The organism is Euzebya pacifica (assembly GCF_003344865.1).
Classification (GTDB): Bacteria; Actinomycetota; Nitriliruptoria; order Euzebyales; family Euzebyaceae; genus Euzebya; species Euzebya pacifica.
In genome coordinates, this window is sequence record NZ_CP031165.1 from 1,894,170 (window position 1) to 1,918,020 (window position 23,851).

Genomic DNA, 23,851 nt, shown 5'->3' on the forward strand with positions numbered 1-23,851 from the left:
GCCGTTGCACCGCCCGATCACGACCATGGAGAACTGATGCCGCGCGTCCTTGCACGCTTGCTGTTGCTCGCCCTCGTCCTGTCCCTGCTCCCCGCCACCGCGTCGCTCGCCGCGTCGCCGGAGCTGGACTTCGACAGCGACCGCCTGAACGACGAGATCCTCTCGGGTGTCCCTGCCCACGACGTCACTGACGATCCGATCCGCGACGCCGACGCCCCGCCGTCGACGGACTTCGCCGAACCGCTGGGCGCCGACGCGAGCTTCGCCCAGACCAGCTGCCCGCTGAGCTTCTTCCCGGCAGACCCCGACGACTCGTCGTTCTTCATCGGCGTGACCCCCTACGAGGACATCGCGCCACGCCTGTGTGCGGCAGCGACCTCGCCCCGCGTCGACGTGCAGGTCGCCGGCCACACCGTGGAGGGTCGCGAGATGGTCTTCGTGGACGTCACCGCGCCGTGGTCGGCCGAGGACGCGGCGGCCAACGATGCGCTGGAGACGCTGCTCGTCGAGGACCCCGAGGCCGCTCGTGAGCTGTTCGACAACGGTGGCTACGACGACTACCGGCCCCACATCACCATCACCGGCAACATCCACGGCAACGAGTACGAGGGCCTGGACGGCACGCTCGACTTCGTGGAGTACATCGCCGCTGCTGATGGCGATGATCCCATCACGGAGAACGTGGACAACCTGACGCCGGAAGAGATCGCGGCGCTGCCCACCGTCGACGAGGTGCTCAGCAGCTACATCATCTCGATCCTGCCCTCCTCCAACCCCGATGGGCGGGTGAATGGCGTCCGCCAGAACAGCAATGGCTTCGACCTGAACCGCGACCACGTGACCGGTAGCCAGCCCGAGACCCGGGTGATGCGCGACCTCATCACCGAGACCACACCGGTCCTCTTCATCGACATCCACGGCTACGTCGGCCCCGGTGGCCTGATCGAGCCGTGCACACCCCCACACAACTTCGCCTACGAGTACGACCTGTACCTGCCCAACGCCTACGCCAACGCCCTGTCCATGGAGCAGGAGGCGTTCCGTCGGACGACCATCCTGGACGGCACCGGCGAGACCGAGTCCTATCTGCCCTATCGCGACGACGACCAGGGCTGGGACGACTGGCCGCCGATCTTCACCGGCATGTACGCGATCTACCACGGCGGCAGCGGCCACACCGTCGAGATCCCCATGAGCCCCCGGAGCGGGTCCCTGACTCCGGAGGAACGTGCGCTCCGCGTGGCCGTCAACACCGAGTACGCCCGTGCGGCCATCGACGGCACGATCCTGGAGGGCATGGCCAGCCGGGATGACCTGCTCGCCGACCAGATCGAGTGGAACGTCCGCGGGGTCACCGGCGCCGACCAGCGCAACGAGGACCTGCTGGACAACGCGTTCCCGCACTTCGACGCCCTCGACCTGTGGGAGACCGACTACCCGGATGCCTACGTCCTGCCCGTCGGCGCAGGCCAGGAGAGCGACGCGGCGGCCGCCCGGCTCGTCGACTTCCTCCTCACCCAGGACGTCATCATCACCCAGCTGACCCACCCGACCACGATCGGTGGGACCACCTACCCCACTGGCAGCTGGGTCGTGCCGATGGCCCAGACCAAGCGTGCCCTGGCCCAGACCCTGCTGGACATCGGGCAGGACATCACCCCCCGTGGCATCGTCGCGATGTACGACATCTCTGGCTGGAGCATGTCCGACCTCTGGGGCGCCACGGTCGACCGCATCGCCAGCGACCCGCTGCTGGACATCGGCCAGCCGGTCGACGACACCCCCGTCAGGGGCAGGGTCGTCGCCGGTGACGCCGTCGCCTACGCCTTCCCGATCCGTGACGCCTCCGACGTCGCCGTCCTGCACCAGCTGCAGGACGAGGGTGTCGAGGTGCAGCGGGCGGCCGACGGACGCGTCCTCGTGGCGCCGTCCGCACGACCGCTGCTGCTGGAGATCGTCGAGACGACCGACATCACCTTCACGCCGTTGACGACCCTGCCCGAGGACCGGACCGAGCTCGAGCCGTTCGTCGTCGGCACCAACCTGTCGGGGCCGGACCTGTACGTCATCTCCGACGTGCTGGGCTTCGACGTCCTGCCGGTCGGCACGGACACCATCAACGGGACCGACCCGGACGTGTCGTTGGACGACGTCGACGTGCTGTACCTCGACGGCTCGCTCCGCAGCGTCACGCCCGAGGGCTACACGGCGCTTGGCGCGTGGATGGATGCCGGTGGCGGTGTCGTCGCCTACGGCACGGCCGTGGATACCCTGTCGGCCGCCGGCCTGGAGACCCCGACCCGCAACACCGTGTCGCGGTCCACCAACGGGACGATCAACGTTTCGCAGGCGGCTGACTCCGAGGTCATGCCCGACCGGCCGGCGGAGGACGTCACATTCGTCTACGGCCCGTCGTTCTTCACCGAACTGCCCGCTGACTACGAGGTCGTGCAGACGGTCCTCGAGGGCAGCGCCGACGGCGTCATGCGCGCCGGTCACTGGGCCTCCCTCACCACCTACCCGCAGGCCGAGACCATCGGACGGCCGATCACCGTTGCCGCCGAGCTCGCCGACGGCGAACGCGTCGTCGTGACGGGTGCCGACACCATGTTCCGCGACATGGTCAAGGGCCTCGACAAGGACCTCGTCGACTGGCTCATCTGGGCCGACGGTGGCGCCGCCACGACCGACGACCTGGGCGACCCGTTCGTCCAGCCCACGACCCCGACCGACCCCGGCGAGCCGACCGACCCCGGTGAGCCGACCGACCCCGGTGAACCCACCGACCCGGGTGAGACCGACGTCGAGCGGATCGCCGGCGAGAGCCGTGTGGCCACCGCCATCGCCCTCTCGGTCGCGAGCTTCCCCGAGGGTGCTGACACCGTCGTGGTGGCCACCGCCAACGACTACCCCGACGCGCTGACCGCCGGTCCGCTGGCCGGGTTGTCGGATGGTCCGGTGCTGCTGAGCCCGGGCGACACCGTCCCGGGTGAGGTGCTGGCCGAGATCGACCGGTTGTCGCCGACGGAGATCATCGTCGCCGGTGGCACTGCGGTGATGAGCGAAGCCGCCGAGGCCCAGCTCGCCGAGCTGGCTACGGTCCTCCGCCTGGCCGGTGACACCAGGTTCGGTACCGCAGTCGCGGTGTCGGCCCACTTCGCCGAGCCGGGTGGGACCCTCGTCGTGGCGACCGGCGAGTCCTTCGCCGACGCCCTGGCTGGCGGTGTCCTCGCCGGACGGCGTGACGCCCCGGTGCTGCTGGTCCAGACCGACGGCGTCCCCGACGTGACCGCGTCGGAGATCCAGCGGCTGGCCCCCTCCGACGTGATCGTCATGGGTGGCACGGCCGCCGTGACCGATGCGGTGGTGGACCAGGTCGCCGAGCTGGCCGGTGTGACGCCGCGCCGGATCGCCGGTGCAGACCGGTACGAGACGGCGGCGTTGACCGCGACCGAGCTCGGGAGCGCCGAGGTGGCGTTCATCGCCACCGCCGGGACCTTCGCCGACGCGTTGGCCGCGGTGCCGGTTGCGGTGATCGAGGACGGCGTGCTGCTGCTCGTCGACGTCGACCGGGTGCCCGAGACGGTCAGCACGGTGCTGGCCGACCTGACGCCCCCGCGCATCACGGTCCTCGGTGGGACCAGCGCGGTGTCGCAGGAGGTGGTCGACGCCCTCGGCTGATCGAGATCCCGCCGACGGCGGCCGCCTCCCTTCGGGGAGGCGGCCGCTGGCGTGTTGCGGCTCGGCGCGTGACCGGGTGCCGGGTTCGGTCCGGACACGACAACGGCGACCCCGATGGGGTCGCCGTGGTGCGTTCCGGCCTGTCGGCCGGAGGGGCGTGCTACAGGGCGTTGGCCCGAGCAGCCATGCGCGACTTCTTGTTGGCCGCGTTGTTCTTCTTGATCAGGCCGGAGGAGACGGCCTTGTCCAGCTTCTGGGCGGCGTCGCGGAGGGCCGCGGTCGCTGCGTCCTTGTCGCCGGAGTCGACGGCTTGGTCGAACTTCTTCATGAAGGTCTTCAGGTCCGACCGCTGGGCCTTGTTGCGGGTGCGAGCGCGCTCGGTCTGACGGTTGCGCTTGATCTGGCTCTGGATGTTCGCCATGGAATGTTCCTCGTTCTGGGAGGCAGGGTGGAGACGTCTCGTTGCGGGGCCACTGGCCGGTGGTCGAATCGGCCGGGCACGCCAACATGCCGCAGGCGCGGCAGGAACGCAGGAGTTTACCAGCGGCCCCGAAGGGTGTCCACCACGGCCGGTTGGCCACCCTCCTTGCCGACTTCACCTGCCCCTCCACCGACGGATTGGCCTCGACATCTGGATCGTGGCATGGCTGGCGAGGCGATTCCGTCGGCTCGGCCCCATGAATCCGGTGTTCCGCGTCGGGGTGCGGAGGCGATTCCGTCACGGTTCGAGGCAATTCCGTCGGAGCGGGCAGCCCGCCGACCCCCGACGCCGCGCTGCGGGCGGCGCCAGCGCTCGTCCCTCGCGGGCTTCGGTCCTCGCCCGGCTACTCTGATCCTCGCCATGACCTACCCCATCGAGCGCATCCGCAACTTCGCGATCATCGCCCACGTCGACCACGGAAAGTCGACGTTGGCCGACCGCATGCTGCAGGTGACCGAGCTCGTTTCCGAGCGCGACATGCGTGCCCAGTACCTCGACAAGATGGACATCGAGCGCGAGCGCGGGATCACCATCAAGGCGCAGGCCGTCCGGATGCCGTACAAGTCCAAGGACGGCGGGGAGTACCTGCTGAACCTGATCGACACGCCCGGGCACGTCGACTTCTCCTACGAGGTGTCGCGGGCCATGAACGCGTGCGAGGGCGCGATCCTGCTCGTCGACGCGGCCCAGGGCATGGAGGCGCAGACGATCGCCAACCTCTACCTGGCGATCGACGCGGGGCTGGAGGTCATCCCCGTCCTCAACAAGATCGACCTGCCCGCTGCCCGGCCCGAGGAAGTGGCCAAGGAGATCTGTGCGCTGCTCGGCGGGGAGCCCGAGGACATCCTCAAGGTCTCGGCGAAGACCGGCATCGGTGTGCCCGAGGTGCTCGAGCAGGTCGTCGACCGCGTGCCCCCGCCCAGCGGCGACCCCGAGGCCCCCACCCAGGCGCTGATCTTCGACTCGATCTTCGACGCCTACCGCGGCGTGATCGTCTACGCCCGTGTCGTCCAGGGCCGCATGCACCCCGGCGAGAAGATCCGGATGATGGCCACCGAGTTCGAGGGGGTCATCGACGAGCTCGGCGTCACCTCCCCGGAGGCCATCCCGATCAACGAGCTCGGCCCGGGCGAGGTCGGCTACCTCACCGCGGCCATCAAGGGAGTGGGCGAGGCGAAGGTCGGTGACACCATCACCCTCGCGGGCAAGCACGCCGCCCCCTCGCCGCTGCCCGGCTACCGCGAGCCGACGCCGATGGTGTTCTCGGGGCTCTACCCGGTGGACTCCGCGGACTTCCCGGACCTCCGCGATGCGCTGGACAAGCTGCAGCTCAACGACGCCTCGTTCAACTTCGAGCCCGAGACCTCCGTGGCCCTCGGCTTCGGCTTCCGCGCCGGGTTCCTCGGGCTGCTCCACATGGAGATCATCTCCGAGCGCCTCGACCGCGAGTTCAACATCCCGCTGGTCACCACCGCCCCCAACGTCGCCTACACGGTGACGCTCAACAGCGGTGAGGTCCTGAAGGTCTCCAACCCGGCGGACCTGCCGGACCCCAACCAGATCGACCACATCGAAGAACCGATGGTCGACGCGATGATCTACCTGCCCAGTGAGTACGTGGGCGCGGTCATGCAGCTGTGCGAGAAGCGTCGCGGGACCATGCTGAAGATGGACTACCTCACCGAGGAACGCGTCGAGCTGCGCTACCGCCTGCCGCTGGCCGAGATCGTCTTCGACTTCTTCGATCGCCTGAAGTCCTCCACGCGCGGCTACGCCTCCCTGGACTACGAACCCGCCGACATGCAGGTCGCCAACCTGGTCAAGGTCGACGTGCTGCTCAACGGTGAACCCGTCGACGCGTTCTCCTCCATCGTGCACCGCGACAAGGCCTACGAGTACGGCAAGGCCATGGTCAGCAAGCTCAAGGAGCTGATCCCTCGCCAGATGTTCGACGTGCCGATCCAGGCCGCCATCGGGTCCAAGATCATCTCCCGCGAGACCGTGAAGGCCCGCCGCAAGGACGTGCTGGCCAAGTGTTACGGCGGCGACATCTCCCGCAAGCGCAAGCTGCTGGAGAAGCAGAAGGAGGGCAAGAAGAAGATGAAGGCCGTCGGGATGGTCGAGATCCCGCAGGAAGCCTTCGTCGCAGCCCTCTCCCTGGGCGGGGACTAGTCACAACTGATTACCGCAACGCGGTATCACATAAAGAACTCTGACCACGCTGCCGACCATCTCCCCGTACGTACTGCAATCGGCGGGCAGGACGCTCCTGTCTGCCGCACGACGGGAGATCAGACATGTCAGGAATGAGCACGGGGGCGACCGGCCGGAGGCCGGCGCGACGAATGACAGTGACGACGGTCCTGGTGGCCGTCGTTGCGGCGCTGCTGGCGACGGTGGCACCGGTCAGTGCACAGGAGGAGCTCAGCTTCATCCCTGCTCGCGCGGCCGCCGCTGACGCGTTCGGCTTCGAGTACGACCAGGATCTTCTCGGCAACGATGTCCTGCACATCCAGCCCGAGCCGTTCCTGAGCGTCACCGCAAGCGACGCGATGATGCCCAACGCCCGCGACTCGGTGCTGGACGCCGGCCCGGTCGGCGATGGTCCCTCCGCTGGTGAGGCCAACGTGGCCGAGATCACTGTCGAGGCCGACATCATCGCCCCGGCCGCCCGTGCCACCGCCGTCACCACCGATGTCAACCTGCTGCAGCCCGCCGTGGGCGACGCCCACATCGTGACCGCCGACGCCATCGCCGCCGTCTCCACCACGACCTGCACCGAGCAGACCCTCGAGGAGGCCGCCGCGGGCACCGCCCTCACCGGCCTGACGATCGGCGGGGAGGCCATCCCGGTCGACGTGCCGTTCAACACCGAGATCGAGATCCCCAACCTGGCCCGCGTCACCATCAAGGAGGTCGTCCCGGACAGCGACGGCATCGGCTGGACCGTTCGTGGCCTGCACATCCGCACCCTCGACCCGCTGACCGGTGCCGTCGACAGCGAGATCATCGTCTCCGAGGCCCACAGCACCGTCGACTGCGGCGGCACCCCGCCGGAGTGGCCGCCCCCCGGCGGACCGGACCCCGCTGGCCTGTCGGTCCAGAAGTCGATCCTCGACGCCACCCCCGGCGAGGACGGCACCGTTGCGGTCGAGCCCGGCGACAGCGTCACCTACGTCATCGACGTCACCAACGTCGACGAGGCGGCGTGCACGGTCAACCGGATCGTGGACTTCCTGCCGCTGCCCCTGTCGGCTGACGGCACCGGTGAGGTCCTCACCGACATCGAGGCCACGCCCCGTGGCGAGAACGGCCTGGTCTACGAGATCGAGCCCGTCACCCTCGAGCCCGGCGACAGCCTGACCGGCACGATCACCTCCGTGCTGCCCGACCCGCTCGCCAGCGGCTCCTACTTCAACGACGCCGTCGCCTACGGCACCTGCGGCATCGGCCGCTCGGGCCTGTCCGCCGGCTTCACCTGGGACGGCGGCGAGACCGACCCGTGCGACTCGCCGATCACCACCGGCACGTTCTCCAGCACCTCCCGCCTGGGTGGCGACGACCGTGTCGACACGGCGCTGCGCGTCTCCGGCATGCTGACGGTCAACGAGGCCAACGCGGTCGTCATGGCCCGCTCTGACATGTTCCCCGATGCGCTGGCGGCCTCCGGCCTGGCGGCGGAGCTGTGCGCCCCGCTGCTGCTCAACGCCCCGGGTGACCTGCACCCCGACAACCTGGCGGAGATCCAGCGCCTCGACGTCGACGACGTCTACCTGGCGGGTGGCGAGGCCGCGCTGAGCGCCTCGATCGCTGATGACCTCGAGGCCGAGGGCATCAACGTCATCCGCGTGGCGGGGGACAGCCGGTACACCACCGCCCGTGCCATCGCCTTCGAGATCGTCCGCATCGGCGGCCCCGTGGCCCGCGCCACGCTGGTCCGCGCCGACATCTTCCCCGACGCCATGTCGGCGGCCAACCTGGCCACCCACGCCCGGTCCCCGATCCTCCTGACCGACTCCGACGACCTCAACGACGCCTCAGCGGCGGCGCTGCCGGCGATCCTCGACGGCGAGGCCGGCAACATGGTCTACATCGGCGGTGGCGAGGTGGCGATCGAGGCGTCGGTCGAGGACGAGCTCAACCGCGCGTACCAGACGCGTCGCCTGGCCGGCCTCAACCGCTTCGAGACCTCGGTGGCCTTCATCGAGGAGGCCGTGGCGCTCGGCGCCATCCGAGACATCACCTGGGTCGCCTCCGGCCACGACTTCCCCGACGCCCTGACCGGGTCGGTCGGTGCCTTCCGGCAGGACGCCGGGCTGATGTTGACCAACCCCAACGACCTGGCCGACTCGCCGGCCACGAAGACCTACCTGTCGGGCTTCGCCGAGCAGATCACCACCGCCGTGATCGTCGGTGGACCGGCTGCGGTCTCCGAGCAGGTCGAGGGCCAGATCCTGGACGCCATCCGGGAGTGACGGCTGCCGCACCACGACGAACGGGCGCCCCGGTGGGCGCCCGTTCGGCGTTTCCCGGCCCGGCTACCCTTCCGTCGTGACGCCCCCGACCGCCCCCGCCTCCGTCGTGGCCGAGCGGCTGCCCGGCATCTACGTGCACGTCCCGTTCTGCCTGCGTCGTTGCGACTACTGCGACTTCACGACCTTCGCCGACCGTGACGAGGCCATCCCCGCCTACGTCGAGGCCCTGACCGCCCACATCAGGCGTACCCCGCAGGACGCCACGTTCGGGTCGGTCTTCGTGGGTGGCGGCACCCCCACCTACCTGCCGCCAGATGACCTCCGGCAGGTCCTGCAGGCGCTCGGCGACACCTTCGAGTTCGCCGACGACGCGGAGTGGACGGTGGAGGCCAACCCCGAGACCGTCGACGCGGAGATGGCCGCCGCGCTCGCCGGCGGTGGGGTGAACCGCATCTCCCTCGGGGCCCAGTCCTTCGACACCCGCGTCCTGTCGACCCTCGGCCGCTGGCACGACCCCGACAGCGTGCCCCGCGCGATCGGCCACCTGCGCGACGCCGGCATCGACCGGCTGAGCATCGACCTGATCTACGGCACACCGGGAGAGACCGACGCGTCGTGGGCGGCCACGCTCGACCGGGCGGTCGAGCTGGGCACCAGCCACGTGTCGGCCTACGCCCTGACCGTGGAGCCCAACACGCCGTACGCCGCCCGTGTGCGGACCGATGACGCCCTCGCACCGGACGAGGACGTGCAGGCCGCCCGCATGGCGGTCACCGACGAACGGCTGGGCGCGGCCGGCATGCACCGCTACGAGGTGTCCAACTGGGCCCGGCCGGGCCTGGAGTCACGACACAACCTGACGTACTGGCGGGGTAACGACTGGCTGGCGTTCGGCTCGGGAGCCCACGGTGCATGGGAGGGCCGGCGCTACTGGCTGGTGCGGGATCCCGACAAGTACGCCCGGATGGTGGCGGAGGGCCACGAGCCGCTCGGTGGACAGGAACACCCCGACGCCGAGGCGCGCCGACTCGAACGGCTGATGATGGGCCTGCGGGTCACCGAAGGCGTGCCGCGCGAGGAGGTCGTGCCGCTGGACCCCGGAATCGTCGCCCGGTTGATGGGTCGGGGACTGCTGACCATGAAACCGGGGGACCGGTTGGCGCTGACCCCTGCCGGGATGCCCCTTGCCGGAGCGGTCATCCGCGAGCTGGCCTGACCGCCGGTCGGCGATCAGCCCCCGGGCTGATCCGACGAGGCCGCCGGGGTGTGCCGGAGTCGTCGGAACCGTGCCCAGGCGAGGAACGTTGCCGGGTCGGTGGCCCGCATCACGTGGTGTCCCTGGGCGATGTCGGTGCCGAGCTCGGCAAGGACTGCCCAGGTGTCGGCCGTCTCGACGCCTTCCGCGACCACATCCATCCCCAGGCCGTGGCCCATCTCGATGATGGAGCGCACGATCACGGCGTCCAGCGGCTCGAGCACCATCCGGTCGACGAAGGACATGTCGATCTTGATCTCGTGGATCGGGAAGCGACGCAGGTGGGAGAGGGAGGAGTACCCGGTGCCGAAGTCGTCGACCGAGACGCGCGTGCCCATCTCGGCAAGCTCCGGGATGACCCCGAGCGCCTCGACCTCGCGGGTCAGCAGCGCGGTCTCGGTGACCTCGAGGACCAAGCTGTCGCGAGACAGGTCATGGTCCCTCAGCACGATGTCGAGCCGCTCCGGGAAGCGCGGGTCGGCCACGTCGTCGCCGGTCAGGTTGATCGAGATCGGGACCGTGAAGCCGGCGTCACGCATGCGCGCACAGTGCCCGGCGGCCTGGCGCATCACCACGTCGGTCAGCTCGCGCAGCCGACCGGCGGCTCGCGCCAGGTCCACGATCGCCTGGGCGGGGACCTGCAGGCCGTCCGCGGCAGGCCAGCGGACCAGCGCCTCGGCGCCGACCAGGCTGCCGTCGACGAAGGAGACCTTCGGCTGATAGGCCACCTCGAGGGTGTCGATCGGTTCGGGCAGCCGGATGACGTCGGAACGCCGGCGTACCGGGGTCGATGGCGCAGCGTTGCCCCTGGGCGGGGGTTCCTCCCGCCGGGCCGTGGTGCCGTACAGCGAGGCCGCAGCGGCGCGAACCAGCTCGCCGGGGGTCACCCCATCCGCGGGGGAGGACGCGGTACCCGTGCGCAGCACGAGGCCGTCGGGCAGCCCGTCCTCCTGCGATCGGACCCGCTGCTGCAGCCGGTCGACCATGGCCGCTGATTCCGCCGCCACCTGCTCGCGGGTGGCCGCCGTGACCAAGCACACGACGTGCTCGTCCATCGCCACCACCTCGTCCGGCGTCGGGTCCTGCTTGGCGAGCTGCGACAGGAGCAGGGTGCTGCGACGTCCTGCGAGGACCGTTGCATCCGACGTCGACGTGAGGCTGCCGAGGACCAGGACGAGGCAGGCCCCGTCGAGGCGGCTGCTGTCGATCGCCGCGGTGATCAGCTGCTCGGGATCGACGTCGTCGTGGTCGGACACGGCCACGGGACGGACCGCACCTGCCCGCCACCGTGGGAGGACGGCCAGGAGGATCAGGCCGACGGCCGCCACGAGGATCGCGACTGTCGTGGCCGTCGTGGCCGTCACGACCCTGCCCGGCAGTCCTCGGTCGGCGCGTGCGCGCGTGCTCGTGGTGACGCTGCTGCCCTCGTGGTCCCGCCCATGTCCTGGCCTCCATCCATCCCGGTCCGCCGAGATCGAACCCGTTCGGAGCGTGATACGTCCCGAAGTGAAGATCGCTCACGTTCCGTGACGAACTATTTTCCGAGGCGTGTTCCCGGGGCCCGGAGCCGCGAGCTGCCCAAACGGCGACCGCTCGTCAGCTCTCGGTCACGTCTGCCTGCTCCGCGTCGGTCGCCCTGAACGACTCCAGCTGGACGGCGATGACGTCGTCGAGGTCGCCGCGCCGGGACGGCGGCATGGCCCCCCGACCGCGCGCTTCGCGGTACTGGTCCCAGAAGATTGCCCAGGACACGAACGACTGGGCGTCGATGGCCTTCATGACGTGGTTGCCCTGCGCGACGTCGGTGCCGAACTCCTCCAGCATGGCCCACGCCTCGTTGGTCTCCACCCCCTCCGCCACCACGCGCATGCCCAGGCTGTGGCCGAGGTCGACGATGGAGCGCACGATGACCGCATCGTTGGGCCGGATCACCATGCGGTCGACGAAGGACATGTCGATCTTGATCTCGTTGACGGGGAACTTGCGCAGGTGCGACAGCGAGGAGAACCCGGTCCCGAAGTCGTCGATGGCCAGCTGGACACCCATGTCGGCCACCCTGGGCAGGACGCCGAGGGCCTCGACCTCCTGGGTCAGCAGCGCGGTCTCGGTCACCTCCACGCTGATGCTCCCCGGCGCCAGGCCGTGGGCGTCGATGACGGCCTGGATGCGTTCGGGGAGCTCGACGTCGGCGATGTCGCGTTCGGTCAGGTTGACCGCGACGGTGAACTCGAAGCCCTCGGCCTGCATCGTGGCGCAGTGGGCGCCTGACCGGTCGAGCACGAAGTCGGTGAGCTCGCGCAGCAGGCCGGCATGTTCGGCAATCAGGATGATCTCCCCGGCCGGGATGAACCCGAGCGTCGGGTGCGACCACCTGATGAGGGCCTCTGCGCCGATCAGCTCCCCGGTTGCGAACCGCACCTTCGGCTGGAACCTGACCTCGAGCGCCTGCTCCGCCAGCGCTGCGCGCAGGTCCGTCGCCAGGCCGAGCCGTCGGGTCCGGTGGCGGTCCAGCTTGCCCTCGTACACCAGGTAGGGGATCCCGCGACCCTTGGCGGCGTACATGGCGACGTCGGCGGCACGGATGAGCTCTTCGGGGCCGTCCCCGTGTTCGGGGAACCGGGCCATGCCGATGCTGACGGAGAGGTCCAGCACCAGGTCGCCGTGGGTGACCGGGCGCGCGATGGCCTCGGCCACCTCGGCAGCCAGCTCGTCGGCGGCTGCGGTCACCTCGGCGCTGGTCGGGGCCGACAGCAGGACGGCGAACTCGTCGCCGCCGAGCCGTCCGACCTCGTCGACCCGGCCGCCGAGGGACGCGAGGCGCTGACCGACCTCGGCCAGGACGTCATCGCCCATCTGGTGGCCCAGCGTGTCGTTGACCTCCTTGAACCCGTTGAGGTCCACCAGGAGGACGGCCGGCGTCGAGCCACGGGCGGCCGACGTCGCCACCGCGCTGGTGATCGACTCCTCGATGTGGACGCGGTTGGGCAAGCCGGTGAGCTCGTCGAACATGGCGTGCCGTTCCAGGCGGGCCAGCCGACGGGCCGATGCCAGCGACTGGCCGGTCTCCTTGGCTGCGAGGAACAGCAACGACCGCTCCGAGGGCCCGAACGACGAGGCCTGGTCGGCGTCGCGGATGGCGTACAGCAGCCCGGTGGCCCCGCCCGGCCACGGGGCCTGCGCGAGCAGCAGGTGCACGCGGGTCGGCAGCCCGAGCTCCTCGGCGATCGTCCCGAGCACCGACGCATCGACCGTGAGGTGCTGCACGCCGCCGGCCATCGACTCCACGATCCCCTGCAACGGGCCCAAACCATCCTCGACCGTGTGGTCCTGCTCGGCGGCGACATGGTGGGCGCCCTCGGGCTCCACGACACCAACGGCCAGGGCGTCCAGCGGCTGTCCGCAGCGTGCGTGCGGCGAGGCGGGCGACGGTGTTGTCGGACACGCCGTGGATCAGGGTGTCCTGCAGGACCTTGACGTGGTGGTCGTCGATCTCTCGACGCCGATCGAGGGCGTGGTGCAGCGACAGCGCCACCAACGCGAGTGTTCCGACGACACCGACGAGGGCGCCGATGTCGTGGACGCGGCCAGCCATGACCGCGCTGATGCCGATGACAAGACCGAGCCCCAGAACCAGCAGGTCGTGGGCCGAGGGCATCAGCGGACCGTCGGGTCGCACCCGGCCCTCGACCGCGCTGGCACGCAGCAGCGCCTCGGTGGCGATGTCGAACAGCGCGAGGAACGTGCCGGCGAGGGCGAGGGCGAACCACGTGCCCGGGGCGAAGGCATCCGCGGGTGCGGCCGCCGCGCGGAAGATGGCCATGGCCATTCCCGCGGTGAGGGCACCGCAGGTGGCCTCGGTGATGTTGCGCATCGGCCGGTCGGGCCGCAGCACGAACGTGGACACCGCAACCGCTGACAACGTCACGAGGACCAGTGTGAACGGGCTGAGGAACGCCAGGCCGAGGAGGACGGGCACGGTGCGAACGGGCAGCACCCAGCGGCGGCTCCATTCGCTGGCCATCACCCCGGCGGCCTGCACGACCACGAGGCCGACCAGCAGTACCGCCCAGACCCCCGCGCCCGATTCCAGGAATGGGTCGCGCTGGAGCATGCGGGCGACCACGACGGTCACGAGGGCCATCACGCCCGCTGTCGTGCCCAACCAGGGCTGGGCTTCGGTGGACGACCTTGCACGACGGTTGATCCGTATCGTGGGCGTCTCGCGGTCCATGGTCGGCGTCGTCATGGTGTCCCCATTCTCGCAACGTCCGGGCGTCGGACGGACTGCGTGTCACTGCTGGTGATCCGTCCTGCAATCGACGTTCCTTACGAGTCCCGTTAGACAAAAGCAATCCAGATGGCAAAGTAAGATTGTCCGGTCGATCACACAGTCGTTCTCCGCCCAAACGATGTGGTGACGTGCGCAGGTCGCACGGCCGATGGACGCGGTGAGGGGACCGAGGGGAGGTGGCACCATTGGGGGCCGTGGCAACGGACCCGACAGCAGCGGCACCGGAGCTGGACGAGCGCAAGGCCGCCGTCCTGCTCGCGGTCGTGCGTGCCTACGTCCGGGTGGGGGAACCGGTCGGATCGCGGAGCGTCGTCGACGAGGCCGGCCTGTCGGTGTCGTCGGCAACGGTCCGCAACGAGATGGCGGCCCTGGAGGAAGCGGGCTACATCTCCCACCCGCACACCTCCGCCGGACGGATCCCCACCGACAAGGGGTATCGCTTCTTCGTCGATGCCCTCCGCGGCCAGACCAGCGCCGACCCCGACGTGTCAGCCGAACAGGTCGCGCTGCTCGATGACCTGCTCGCAGGTGCCACCGACCTCGAGGACCTGCTGCACAAGGCCACGACGGCCCTGTCACGGCTGACCCGCTTCGCCGGGTTGGTGGCCGCTCCTCGACTGGACCGCTCGCGCCTGAAGCACATCGAGCTGGTCCAGCTGGCCCCGGCGACGATCCTGGCCGTGGCCATCGCCGACACCGGCCGCGTGACCAAGCGGATGGTCGAGCTGGCCGAGCCCCTGGCCGAGGTCGACGTGCAGCGGGCACGCCACGCGATCAACGCCGCGGCGACCGGTCTTCGTGGGCACGACGCCCCCGACGCCATCTCGGGCCTGTCCGCCGGTGCGCCCAGCGAGCTGACCGAGCTCATCGAGCGAGTCGCCGAGGCCGTCCGCTCCGGCGTGGCAGACCCCGACACGCGGTCCCGTGGCCTCTTCGTCGGCGGGACCTCCGCCCTCGCCGCCGAAGGACAGTTCGCCCGGCTGGAGCAGGTCAAGCGGGTCTACGAGACGCTGGAGGAACAGGTCGTCGTGCTGCAGGTCCTGCAGGACGCCCTGGCCGATGCCGACCCCGGTGTCCGCATCGGGGCCGAGCTGCCGCTGCGCGAGCTCGAGGCCTGCGCGATCGTGGCGTCCTCCTACGATGCCCCCAGCGAGTCCGCCGGCCAGATCGGGGTGCTGGGCCCCAGCCGCATGGACTACCGCGCCACCCTCGGCGCCGTCCGGGCGGTCGCCGACACCTTGGAGCGGGCCATCGCCGGCATGACCGGCACCGGCCCCTCGCGAACGGCGGACCGCCTTCGGGCGACCAACCTTTCCGCACCCGACGAACAGCGATGAATGATGCCGACCGTGCGTGATCTCTACGACGTGCTCGGGGTGTCCAAGGACGCCACCGACGCAGACATCAAGAAGGCCTACCGCCGCAAGGCGCGTGAGCTGCACCCCGACCAGGGTGGCGAGGAGGAGGCCTTCAAGGAGCTCTCCGCCGCCTACGAGGTGCTGAAGAACCCGCAGGCCCGCGCCAACTACGACCGCTTCGGCGACCCGCGTGGACCGGGCGGGGGCATGGGCGGCGGCGACCCGTTCGCCGGCTTCGGTGACCTGTCGGACCTCCTCAACGCCTTCTTCGGTCCCCGGGCCGGTGGCACGAGCGCCCGCCAGGACGCCTCCGGCAGCGGCCGGAACGCCATCGTCGATGTGACCGTGACCCTCCAGGAAGCCGCCATGGGCGTGGAGAAGGAGGTCGAGGTCACCCTCAACCGCACCTGCTCGACCTGTGCCGGCACCGGTGCGGCCGACGGGTCCCGGCCCGTCACGTGCAGCACCTGCCGTGGCCAGGGGGCGGTGCAGCGGGTCCGCAACGGGATCTTCGGGCAGATGTTGACCCAGACGACCTGCCCCGACTGCCAGGGCACCGGCAAGACCGTGGCCGACCCCTGCCGCGACTGCCGTGGCGACGGGCGCCAGCAGACCACCGAGACGTTGACCATCCCCGTACCCGTGGGCATCGACGACGGTCGACGCGTCCGCCTGACGGGCCGCGGCGAGGCCGGTCGCAACGGCGGGGCGGCCGGCGACCTCTACGTCCGCGTCAACGTCGAACCCCACGACGTGTTCACCCGCGACGGCGACGACCTGCACTGCGAGCTGCGGATCTCCATGCTCCAGGCGGCCCTCGGGACCAAGCTCGACCTCGAGACCCTCCACGGGCACGAGGAAGTCGCCGTCCCCGGTGGCACCCAGTTCGGCGACGTCATCACGCTCAAGCGCAAGGGCATGCCGCGCCTGGGCATGGACGGCCACCAGCGCGGTGACCTGTTCGTGCACTGCCGTGTCGAGACGCCCCGCAACCTCGACCACGACGACCGCGAGCTGCTGAAGGCGATGGCCCAGCGGCGCGGCGAGCACGTCGACGAGCAGTCCGGCGGTCGGGGCTTCTTCGGACGCCTTCGCGACGCGTTCGGCGGGTGACCAGGCCGGGCCTGCCCACCCGCGGTCATCACGTCTTCGTCGCGCCGTTCGGTGATGCCGACCGGGTCGTCGTCGACGGCGACGAGGGCCACCACCTGGCCGGCGTCCTCCGTGTGCGGGCCGGTCAGCCGCTGAGCCTTGCCGACAACACCGGCGCGGTGTTCGCGGCCGAGGTCGAGGCGGTCGACCGCCGATCGGTGACGGTACGGATCGGCCAGCGGTACCACCTGGCGCGGCCGGCACCCAGCCTGTGCGTCGTCCAGAGCCTCCCCAAGGGCAAGAAGATGGAGGAGGTCGTGCAACGCCTCACCGAGGTCGGTGTCGACCGGATCCGTCCCGTCGTGTCGGACCGGACCGTCAAGCGCCCCGACGGCAAGGCCGACCGCCTGCAGGAACGCTGGGAGGCCATCGCCCGGTCGGCGGCCCAGCAGTCGCGCCGTCCCCGCCTTCCCGTCATCGATCCGATCGGGGTGTGGCCCGTGGAAGGGGCAGTGGGCGTGGTGCTGTGGGAGGAGGCCACCACGTCGCTGTCAGAGGCGGTCCGTGCGCTGCCCGACGCCGAGGAGATCGTCGTGGCCGTCGGGCCGGAGGGCGGGTTCGGACCGAGCGAGGTCCAGGCCAGCGGCCTGACCCCGTGTGCCCTGGGCTCGACGATCCTGCGCACCGAGACCGCCGGGGTGGTCGGGGCCAGCCTCGTCGCCCATCTGCTGGACCGGATGGGCTGACCAAGGAAACGGCCGTGGCCCCTCCCGAGGAGGGAGGGGCCACGTGATCCGGCAGGCTGGGGGTCAGCCGATGGCCTCGATCGCCGCCTCGCACGCCGCGGCAGCTGCCAGGCACATGACGTCGGCGTCGGCCTCGACCATGTCGGCCAGGGCCGCCAGGGTCTCCGGCGGCAGGTCGTCGCCGTTGGCCAGCAGGATCGGCGCGTCGAACACCGCAGCCGGAGCCGCGGCCGTGAAGCCACCCTCCCACGCGTCGTCGGCCTGCCCCTCGCTGATGATGACGGTGTCGGCCATGCGGTCGGGACCGAAGCCGCGTTCGGCCGCGATCCGCGCGGCCGTGGCGAAGCGGTTGTCACCAGCGACCCGGTCGCTGGTGAAGCCCAGGCTGCGCACCGCGTCGAGGACCGCGTCGGCCAGGGCGGCAGGGCCACCGACCAACGTGGCCTCGCTGGCGATGGACGCCTCCAGGTGCGCTGCGGTGGAGTCACTCAGCATCTCGGTCTGCGACAGCAGGACCGAGCGGCCACCGTCGGCAGCCCAGCCACCGGCGGCCAGGGAGTCGGCGAACGCCTGCGTGGCGTCACCGTCGCCGGGGAAGGCACGGGCCAGGAGCGGCTGGGCGGTACCCACCAGCTCGGCCACCGCCTGGGCGGTCTCCAGACGGGTCGGCCCGGCGATGCGACGGACGTCGAGGCCTTCCGCGGCCAGGGCGTCCTCGACGTCCTGACCGACGGCGTCGACGCCGCCGAGGATCCAGACGGCGCCCACGCCGAGCCGCTGGATCTCCTCCAGCACCTCGTCCTCGAGGGCGTCGGGGTCGTTCAGCAGCAGCGGCCGGGTGTCCTGCAGGGCACCAGAGGCCAGCGCGTCGGCGAAGACGGTGTCGCTGGCCAGCAGCGCCTCGGTGGCCACGGCCGCCGGGACGATCTGCTGGAACAACGAACGAGTGCCGTCGACGAAGGTCTGCTGGGACACCGTCACCGACGTGCAGGTCGCGTCGTCGGCACACTGCTCACGGATCGACTGGTCATCCGTCGGCGGCTCGGTGGGCTCCTCGGTGGGTGGCTCCGTGGGGGTTCCTGGGTTGCCGCCGCCGCTCCCACGGGTGGAGAGGTCCAGGCCGACGACCACGGGGTCGTGGTCGGACGCCCGATAGGCATCGGGGGCGTAGATCGGCTGGGCGGCGGACTCCCGCTCGAAGCTGGCCTCCCCGATGTCCTTGAAGTCGTCGTTGTAGTCCAGCAGCGGAACCTCGTCGGCGTTGATGTGCCATTCGGTCGCTCCGGTCACCTGGGCGGCGAGGGAGCTGTTGGCCATCGCGTAGTCGAGGTAGCCCAGCTGGCCGTCGAAGACGTAGCTGTAGGCGTCGGGCCCGACGAACGCCTCGGCCAGGTCGGTGTAGTCAGCGGCCTCCAGCGTGGTGATCGCGTCCTCCATCCGGTAGGCGTTCAGGTCGCCGAGGACGAGCACGTCGTCGTCACCGCTGCCCGTGGGGTCGGTGGCCAGGAAGTCCGCCAGCGCCGCGGCGGCGTCGTCGCGGGTCTCCGAGCAGTTGCCCTGCCCGTCGAGGGCCGATTCGTCCTCGCCGATGTCGCTGCAGTCCGAGCCCTTGGACTTCAGGTGGTTGACCGCGGCGGTGAACACCTCGCCGGAGGCGTTCTCGGTGAAGGTCTGGATGAGGGTCGGGCGGTTCTTGCTGTCGACGAACCGCGCGTCGACGGTGGAGTCCAGGATCGCGTACGCGCCGGTCGCGGTCACGGTCGCGGGCTTGTAGATGAACCCGACCTTGATCGCATCGGTGCCGATGGTGCCGGTGTCCACCTGTGCGTAGGTGCCTGCCCCCATGGCGGCGTTGAGGCCGTCGACGAGGTGCTGGACCGCGGTGGCGCTGTTCTCGATCTCGACGAGGCCGACCACGTCGGCGTCGATCGCGGCGAGGGCAGCGACGATCTTGTCCTGCTGGCGCTGCAGCTCGGCTGCGGAGTCCGCACCGCGGCAGTCCATCGTGCCGCTCGGGCCGCAGTCGCCGGAGCTGTTGCTGCTCGTGACGTCGATCGTCTCGAAGTAGTTGAGGACGTTGAAGCTGGCGACCGTCAGGTCACCACCGACGGGGTCCGGGACGGCCGTGCGGGCCGACGTGGAGTCGAAGGTGTAGTCCAGGCCGTCGATCGGGCGGACGCGCCAGGCGTCGGTACCGGACTGGCCAGCGAACGACCAGTGCATGACACCGGTCAGGCCGTTGACGGTGTCGCCGCCGCGGACCGGTGTGGCCAGGGATAGGCCACCGGTGGGCCAGGCCGCCGAGGGGTACGGGTAGGCCTCGTCGGTGGCCCCGGTCGTGGCGTCGTTCTGGTCGTTGTTGTTGTCGTCGAGGATGATCCGGCGGGCGGCGAGCTCGTCGACGAACGCGGCGTAGCCCGCCACGCTCGGCGCGTTGTCGTGGGTGAACTGGTAGGGGCGGGAGGTCTCGGTCAGCACCAGCTGGCCGTAGCGGGCCAGCTCGAAGTACTCGCTGACCGCCAGGGTGGTCGGGAAGGTCACGACCATGCCCTCGACCGCCTCGAAGGTGGCCTCGGCGTTGGTCGGGCCGCCCGCGGGCAGCGCCACGTCGACGGCCGTGGGCAGCGGGTTGCCGCTGGAGTCGATGACGACGTCGGTCGCGCCGGTGGCGTTGACCTGGGTCATGCCGAAGAACTCGTCGGCCATTCCGCTGACCGTGACCTGGTCACCGACGGCGAGCGGCGCGGGGCAGGAGGTTTCGCAGTAGACGAAGACACCCTCGGAGGTGGTCGCGTCGGCGTCGGCGTCGGCGTCCTCCTCCTGCAGGAAGAAGCCCTCGACGGCGTCGTCGTCCTCGAACAGCGCCGTCACGATCGCGGTGACCGTGACCGCCTGGCCGTCGAGGGGAGAGGCGGCGCCGTTGCCCTGCACCTCGCTGATCAGAACGGTCTGGACCGGAGGAGGGGTGCAGGCGTTGGGCGCACCGGGCGACCCGACGACCTGGGTGTAGGTGCCGGTCTCGAGCGCCGTTCCGCCGTCCGGGCAGCGCGAGTTGCTGTGGTTGTCCTTGTCGCTGTTGCCGTCCTCGTTGACCTGTGGCTGGCCGGGGGTGAGGACATCGATCAGGCCGCTGTCGTCGGCATCGTTGGTGTCGTACACCACCGCATCGACGATGTCGGTGGCGGTCACCGCCGTGCCGTTGGGGAAGTCGGTGGCATCGGCTGCGAAGAGCCCCACGGCGTCGGCCCCGTTCTGGACGAGGTCCTGGTCCGGGGTCACGTCGAGGTCGCAGTTGGCCACGTTCGCCGCGTCTCCGCAGATCACGAAGAAGCCGTCGGCGTCGGTGGACAACCCGTCGAGGTCGAAGGCTGCGTAGGAGGTGTCGTTGCTGCCGTTGAAGAGGACCACCACCAGGCCGTCCAGCGACGACGTGCCGGCGCCGCCGTCGTAGATCTCGACGAACTCGGCGACATCGGTGCTGGGAGTGTCAGCATCGACCTCGTTGATGGTGAACGACGGCCCGCCGATGATGACGTTCGCAGCCGCCGGCGTGTTCAGCGCTTCGCCGTCGTCGGGCGTGCCGGGGAACCCGGGGAAGCCGGCGCCGTCGAAGTCGTTGCGGACCCAATCCGCGGCCACGTCGGTGTCGGTGCCGTTGGGAATGCGGGACGCACCGCCGGGGGAGAAGCCACTGCTGCCCTCCAGGGAGGCGTCCAGGGCAGGAATGCCGTAGGTCTGGTCGCCGCCATCCCCGTCGGTGACGGCCACCTCGTCCAGGATGTTGGTCCAGGGCGTGGCGTCCAGTGTGCCGTCGTCGTCGAGGTCCAGGTCAGTTGTGACCGCGCCGCTGAAGCCCTCGACGAGGAGCAGCGTGAGGGTGCCGTTCTCGGTGTCCTCGGTGGACAACCAGTAGCCGTTGGCATCGGTCGAGCCGAGCGTCTCGGCGTAGTCGATGACCCCGGTGCTGCCACCGTCGCCGTCGATCTCCAGCAGCGTGAGGGCGGACAGATCCGTGGACGGGGGGCCGAGCACCTCGATGAACGCCTCTGAGTCGGTGCCGGTGTGGTTGGCGACGAACTCGTTGATCACGGGGACGACTGCCGCCCGAGCCGCCGCTGCGGGGGTCAGGGCGAGGAGGCTGGCGACCAACGCCAGCAACGCGAGGAGGACGAGTGGGCGACGGAGTGACATGGAAGCTCCAGGTGGATCGACGAGTGGGGGGTGAAGCGGTGTCGGGGGACGCTAGCAACCCTGCCGGCGACGCGGGTGAACACCGGGGGTGCCGGTGCCGTGAACATCCTGTGGCCGGGGTGTGACGAGGCTCGCCGTCGGTGCCCGGTCCACCCATCGGGCAGGATGGCCCCATGCCTGCACCCGCCACCCGCCGTGACGAGACGGTCGTCGACGTGATCCACGGGGTCAGCGTTGCCGACCCCTACCGGTGGCTGGAGGACCAGGAGTCCCCGGAGGTCGCCGAATGGGTGGCGGCGCAGAAGGCCGTCACCGACGCCCACTTGGCCGACATCCCACAACGGGGCGAGCTGCGCGAACGGCTCGCGGCAGTGTGGGACCACCCCAAGCTCGGCGTGCCCTGGCACCGCGGCGACACCTGGCTGCAGATGCGCAACAGCGGCGTCCAGGAGCAGCCGGTCCTGTGGACCGCCGACGCCCCCGACGCCGAGGGTCGCGTCCTGCTGGACCCCACCGAGCTCAGCGAGGACGGCACGGTCTCCCTCGCCGACGTGGCGCTCAGCCCCGACGGCCGGCTGCTGGCCTACGGCACCTCCGACGGCGGGTCGGACTGGATCACCTGGCACGTCCGCGACGTTGCAACCGGCACGGACCTGCCGGACGAGGTCCGGTGGGCGAAGTTCGCCAGCGCCGCCTGGCTGCCGGACTCCAGCGGCTTCTTCTACGGCGCCTACGACCCACCCGCGGCCGGCACGGAGATGGCGGCCACCAACACCCACCACCAGCTGCGCCTCCACCGACTCGGCGACGACGGCCCCGACCCCGTCGTGCACCGTCGCGACGACGAACCCGAATGGGGGTTCTCGCCCACGGTGACCGAGGACGGACGCTGGCTGGTCGTCACGATCTGGCAGGGCACCGAGCCACGCACCCGCCTGCACCTCGCATCCCTCGACGGTGACCCCGCGCAGCCGGACATCCGCCCGTGGCTCGACGACTTCGACGGCGAGTACGGCGTCGTGGGCAACGACGGCGACACCATGTTCGTCCGGACCGATGCCGGCGCACCCGCTGGCCGACTGCTGGCCGTCGACGCGAACGACCCCGCTCGCCGCACCGAGGTGCTGCCCGAACGTCCCGAGGTGCTCGTCGCGGTCCGCTGGGTCGGAGGACGCTTCGTCGTCGTCCGTCTGGTCGACGCCGTGCACGAGCTGGCCGTCCACGACCGCGACGGTGGCCGGGCGACCGTCGTCGAGCTGCCGGACCTCGCGAGCGTCGGCAGCATCACCGGACGTCGCGACGACACGGCCGTCCACCTCTCCCTCTCCTCCTTCACCAGCGCCGCCGGGGTGCATCGGCTGGACCTGACCGCCGACCCGCCGGTCCTGCAGGAGGTCATCCCGTCGCCGGCAGGCGTGCCGGATGCGGTCACCGAACGCGTCATGGTCCCGTCGACCGACGGCGCCGTCGTGCCGATGTTCCTCGTCCGAGGCGCCGATGCGACCGGCCCCCGACCGACGATCCTCTACGGCTACGGCGGGTTCGGCATCCCGCTGACCCCCGAGTTCCGGCTGTGGTGGACCGCATGGCTGGAGCGGGGCGGCATCATCGCCGTCGGCTGCTTCCGGGGCGGGGCGGAGTACGGACGCGCGTGGCACGACGCCGGACGGCTCGACCAGAAGCACCACACCTTCGACGACGCCCTTGCCTGCGCCTCCTGGTTGGTGGACGAGGGATGGACGACGTCCCCCCAGCTGGCGATCACCGGCGGCTCCAACGGCGGGCTGACCGCTGCGGCCAGCATGATCCGGGCGCCCGAGGCCTTCGGGGCCTGCGTGCCCGAGGTGGGCGTGCTGGACCTGCTGCGGTTCCACCGGTTCACCATCGGGTGGGGGTGGACCAGCGACTACGGCGACCCCGACGACCCCGAGGACTTCCCGCGCATCCACAGGATGTCGCCCCTGCACACGATTGCCGAGGGCGCCTGCTACCCACCGACGCTGGTCACCACCGCCGACCGCGACGACCGGGTCGTGCCGGCCCACTCCTTCAAGTTCACCGCCGCGATGCAGCGCGCCCAGGGGTGCGACAACCCGGTGCTGGCGCGGATCGACACACGGGCCGGCCACGGCGCCGGGACGCCCACGTCCAAGGTGATCGATGCCCGGGCCGACGTCCTGGCCTTCCTCGTCCACCACCTCGGTGACCCGGCCGGCCACCCCACGGCCGTGTCGGGTTCCGGCGACGGGCGGCCCATCACCCGACACGCGGAGGGCTGAGG

General features: G+C 70.5%; 13 protein-coding genes. 9 read left to right on the plus strand and 4 right to left on the minus strand.

Translation table 11 applies throughout. The annotated features are described in order from the left end of the window. Positions 1–36: 36 nt before the first annotated feature. A complete protein-coding gene (locus DVS28_RS29920) occupies positions 37–3,681 on the plus strand; it encodes a cell wall-binding repeat-containing protein (protein WP_114590982.1) in 3,645 nt (1,214 codons plus the stop codon). A gap of 160 nt (positions 3,682–3,841) precedes the next feature. Here the strand turns inward: DVS28_RS29920 and rpsT are convergent, their stop codons facing one another. Beyond that, positions 3,842–4,102 (minus strand): 30S ribosomal protein S20, encoded by a 261-nt coding sequence (gene rpsT / locus DVS28_RS07905; protein ID WP_114590983.1) that lies wholly within the window; start codon positions 4,100–4,102, stop codon positions 3,842–3,844. 420 nt (positions 4,103–4,522) lie between these two features. On the opposite strand from rpsT, the gene lepA reads away from it, so the two are divergent. The 3 genes from lepA (at position 4,523) to hemW (ending at position 9,853) form a co-directional block, all read left to right on the plus strand. Then, positions 4,523–6,334, plus strand: a complete 1,812-nt coding sequence (gene lepA, locus DVS28_RS07910) for a translation elongation factor 4 (RefSeq protein ID WP_114590984.1) — start codon at positions 4,523–4,525, stop codon at positions 6,332–6,334. 173 nt (positions 6,335–6,507) lie between these two features. Beyond that, positions 6,508–8,637: a cell wall-binding repeat-containing protein gene (locus tag DVS28_RS07915; RefSeq protein ID WP_164710152.1), complete on the plus strand. Its 2,130-nt coding sequence runs from the start codon at positions 6,508–6,510 to the stop codon at positions 8,635–8,637. Positions 8,638–8,713: 76 nt separating this feature from the next. Next, positions 8,714–9,853 carry a radical SAM family heme chaperone HemW gene (gene hemW / locus DVS28_RS07920; protein ID WP_164710154.1) on the plus strand — a complete coding sequence of 380 codons (1,140 nt, stop codon included), beginning with the start codon at positions 8,714–8,716 and terminating at the stop codon, positions 9,851–9,853. Positions 9,854–9,867: 14 nt separating this feature from the next. Here hemW and DVS28_RS07925 read toward each other — a convergent pair whose 3' ends face one another. Together DVS28_RS07925 and DVS28_RS07930 are read right to left on the minus strand one after the other, a co-directional pair. Continuing rightward, positions 9,868–11,256 (minus strand): EAL domain-containing protein, encoded by a 1,389-nt coding sequence (locus tag DVS28_RS07925; RefSeq protein WP_114590987.1) that lies wholly within the window; start codon positions 11,254–11,256, stop codon positions 9,868–9,870. Positions 11,257–11,488: 232 nt separating this feature from the next. Then, positions 11,489–13,258, minus strand: a complete 1,770-nt coding sequence (locus DVS28_RS07930) for a putative bifunctional diguanylate cyclase/phosphodiesterase (RefSeq protein WP_114590988.1) — start codon at positions 13,256–13,258, stop codon at positions 11,489–11,491. Positions 13,259–13,337: 79 nt separating this feature from the next. Between DVS28_RS07930 and DVS28_RS07935 the strand changes: the two genes are divergently transcribed. From DVS28_RS07935 to DVS28_RS07955, 4 genes are all read left to right on the plus strand, one after another. After that, the gene (locus tag DVS28_RS07935) at positions 13,338–13,808 is read left to right on the plus strand and encodes a hypothetical protein (protein WP_114590989.1); all 471 of its coding nucleotides are present in this window, start codon (positions 13,338–13,340) and stop codon (positions 13,806–13,808) included. 569 nt (positions 13,809–14,377) lie between these two features. Further along, positions 14,378–15,520, plus strand: a complete 1,143-nt coding sequence (hrcA, locus tag DVS28_RS07945; protein ID WP_164710155.1) for a heat-inducible transcriptional repressor HrcA — start codon at positions 14,378–14,380, stop codon at positions 15,518–15,520. 3 nt (positions 15,521–15,523) lie between these two features. After that, positions 15,524–16,654 (plus strand): molecular chaperone DnaJ, encoded by a 1,131-nt coding sequence (dnaJ, locus tag DVS28_RS07950; protein ID WP_425461048.1) that lies wholly within the window; start codon positions 15,524–15,526, stop codon positions 16,652–16,654. Continuing rightward, positions 16,651–17,379: an RsmE family RNA methyltransferase gene (locus DVS28_RS07955; protein ID WP_114590993.1), complete on the plus strand. Its 729-nt coding sequence runs from the start codon at positions 16,651–16,653 to the stop codon at positions 17,377–17,379. The genes dnaJ and DVS28_RS07955 overlap by 4 nt, the downstream gene beginning before the upstream one ends. Positions 17,380–17,442: 63 nt before the next feature. Here DVS28_RS07955 and DVS28_RS07960 read toward each other — a convergent pair whose 3' ends face one another. Further along, on the minus strand, positions 17,443–21,570 hold the full coding sequence (locus tag DVS28_RS07960; protein WP_114590994.1) for an ExeM/NucH family extracellular endonuclease: 4,128 nt from the start codon (positions 21,568–21,570) through the stop codon (positions 17,443–17,445). 173 nt (positions 21,571–21,743) lie between these two features. Between DVS28_RS07960 and DVS28_RS07965 the strand changes: the two genes are divergently transcribed. Then, on the plus strand, positions 21,744–23,849 hold the full coding sequence (locus tag DVS28_RS07965; RefSeq protein ID WP_114590995.1) for a prolyl oligopeptidase family serine peptidase: 2,106 nt from the start codon (positions 21,744–21,746) through the stop codon (positions 23,847–23,849). Positions 23,850–23,851: the final 2 nt, after the last annotated feature.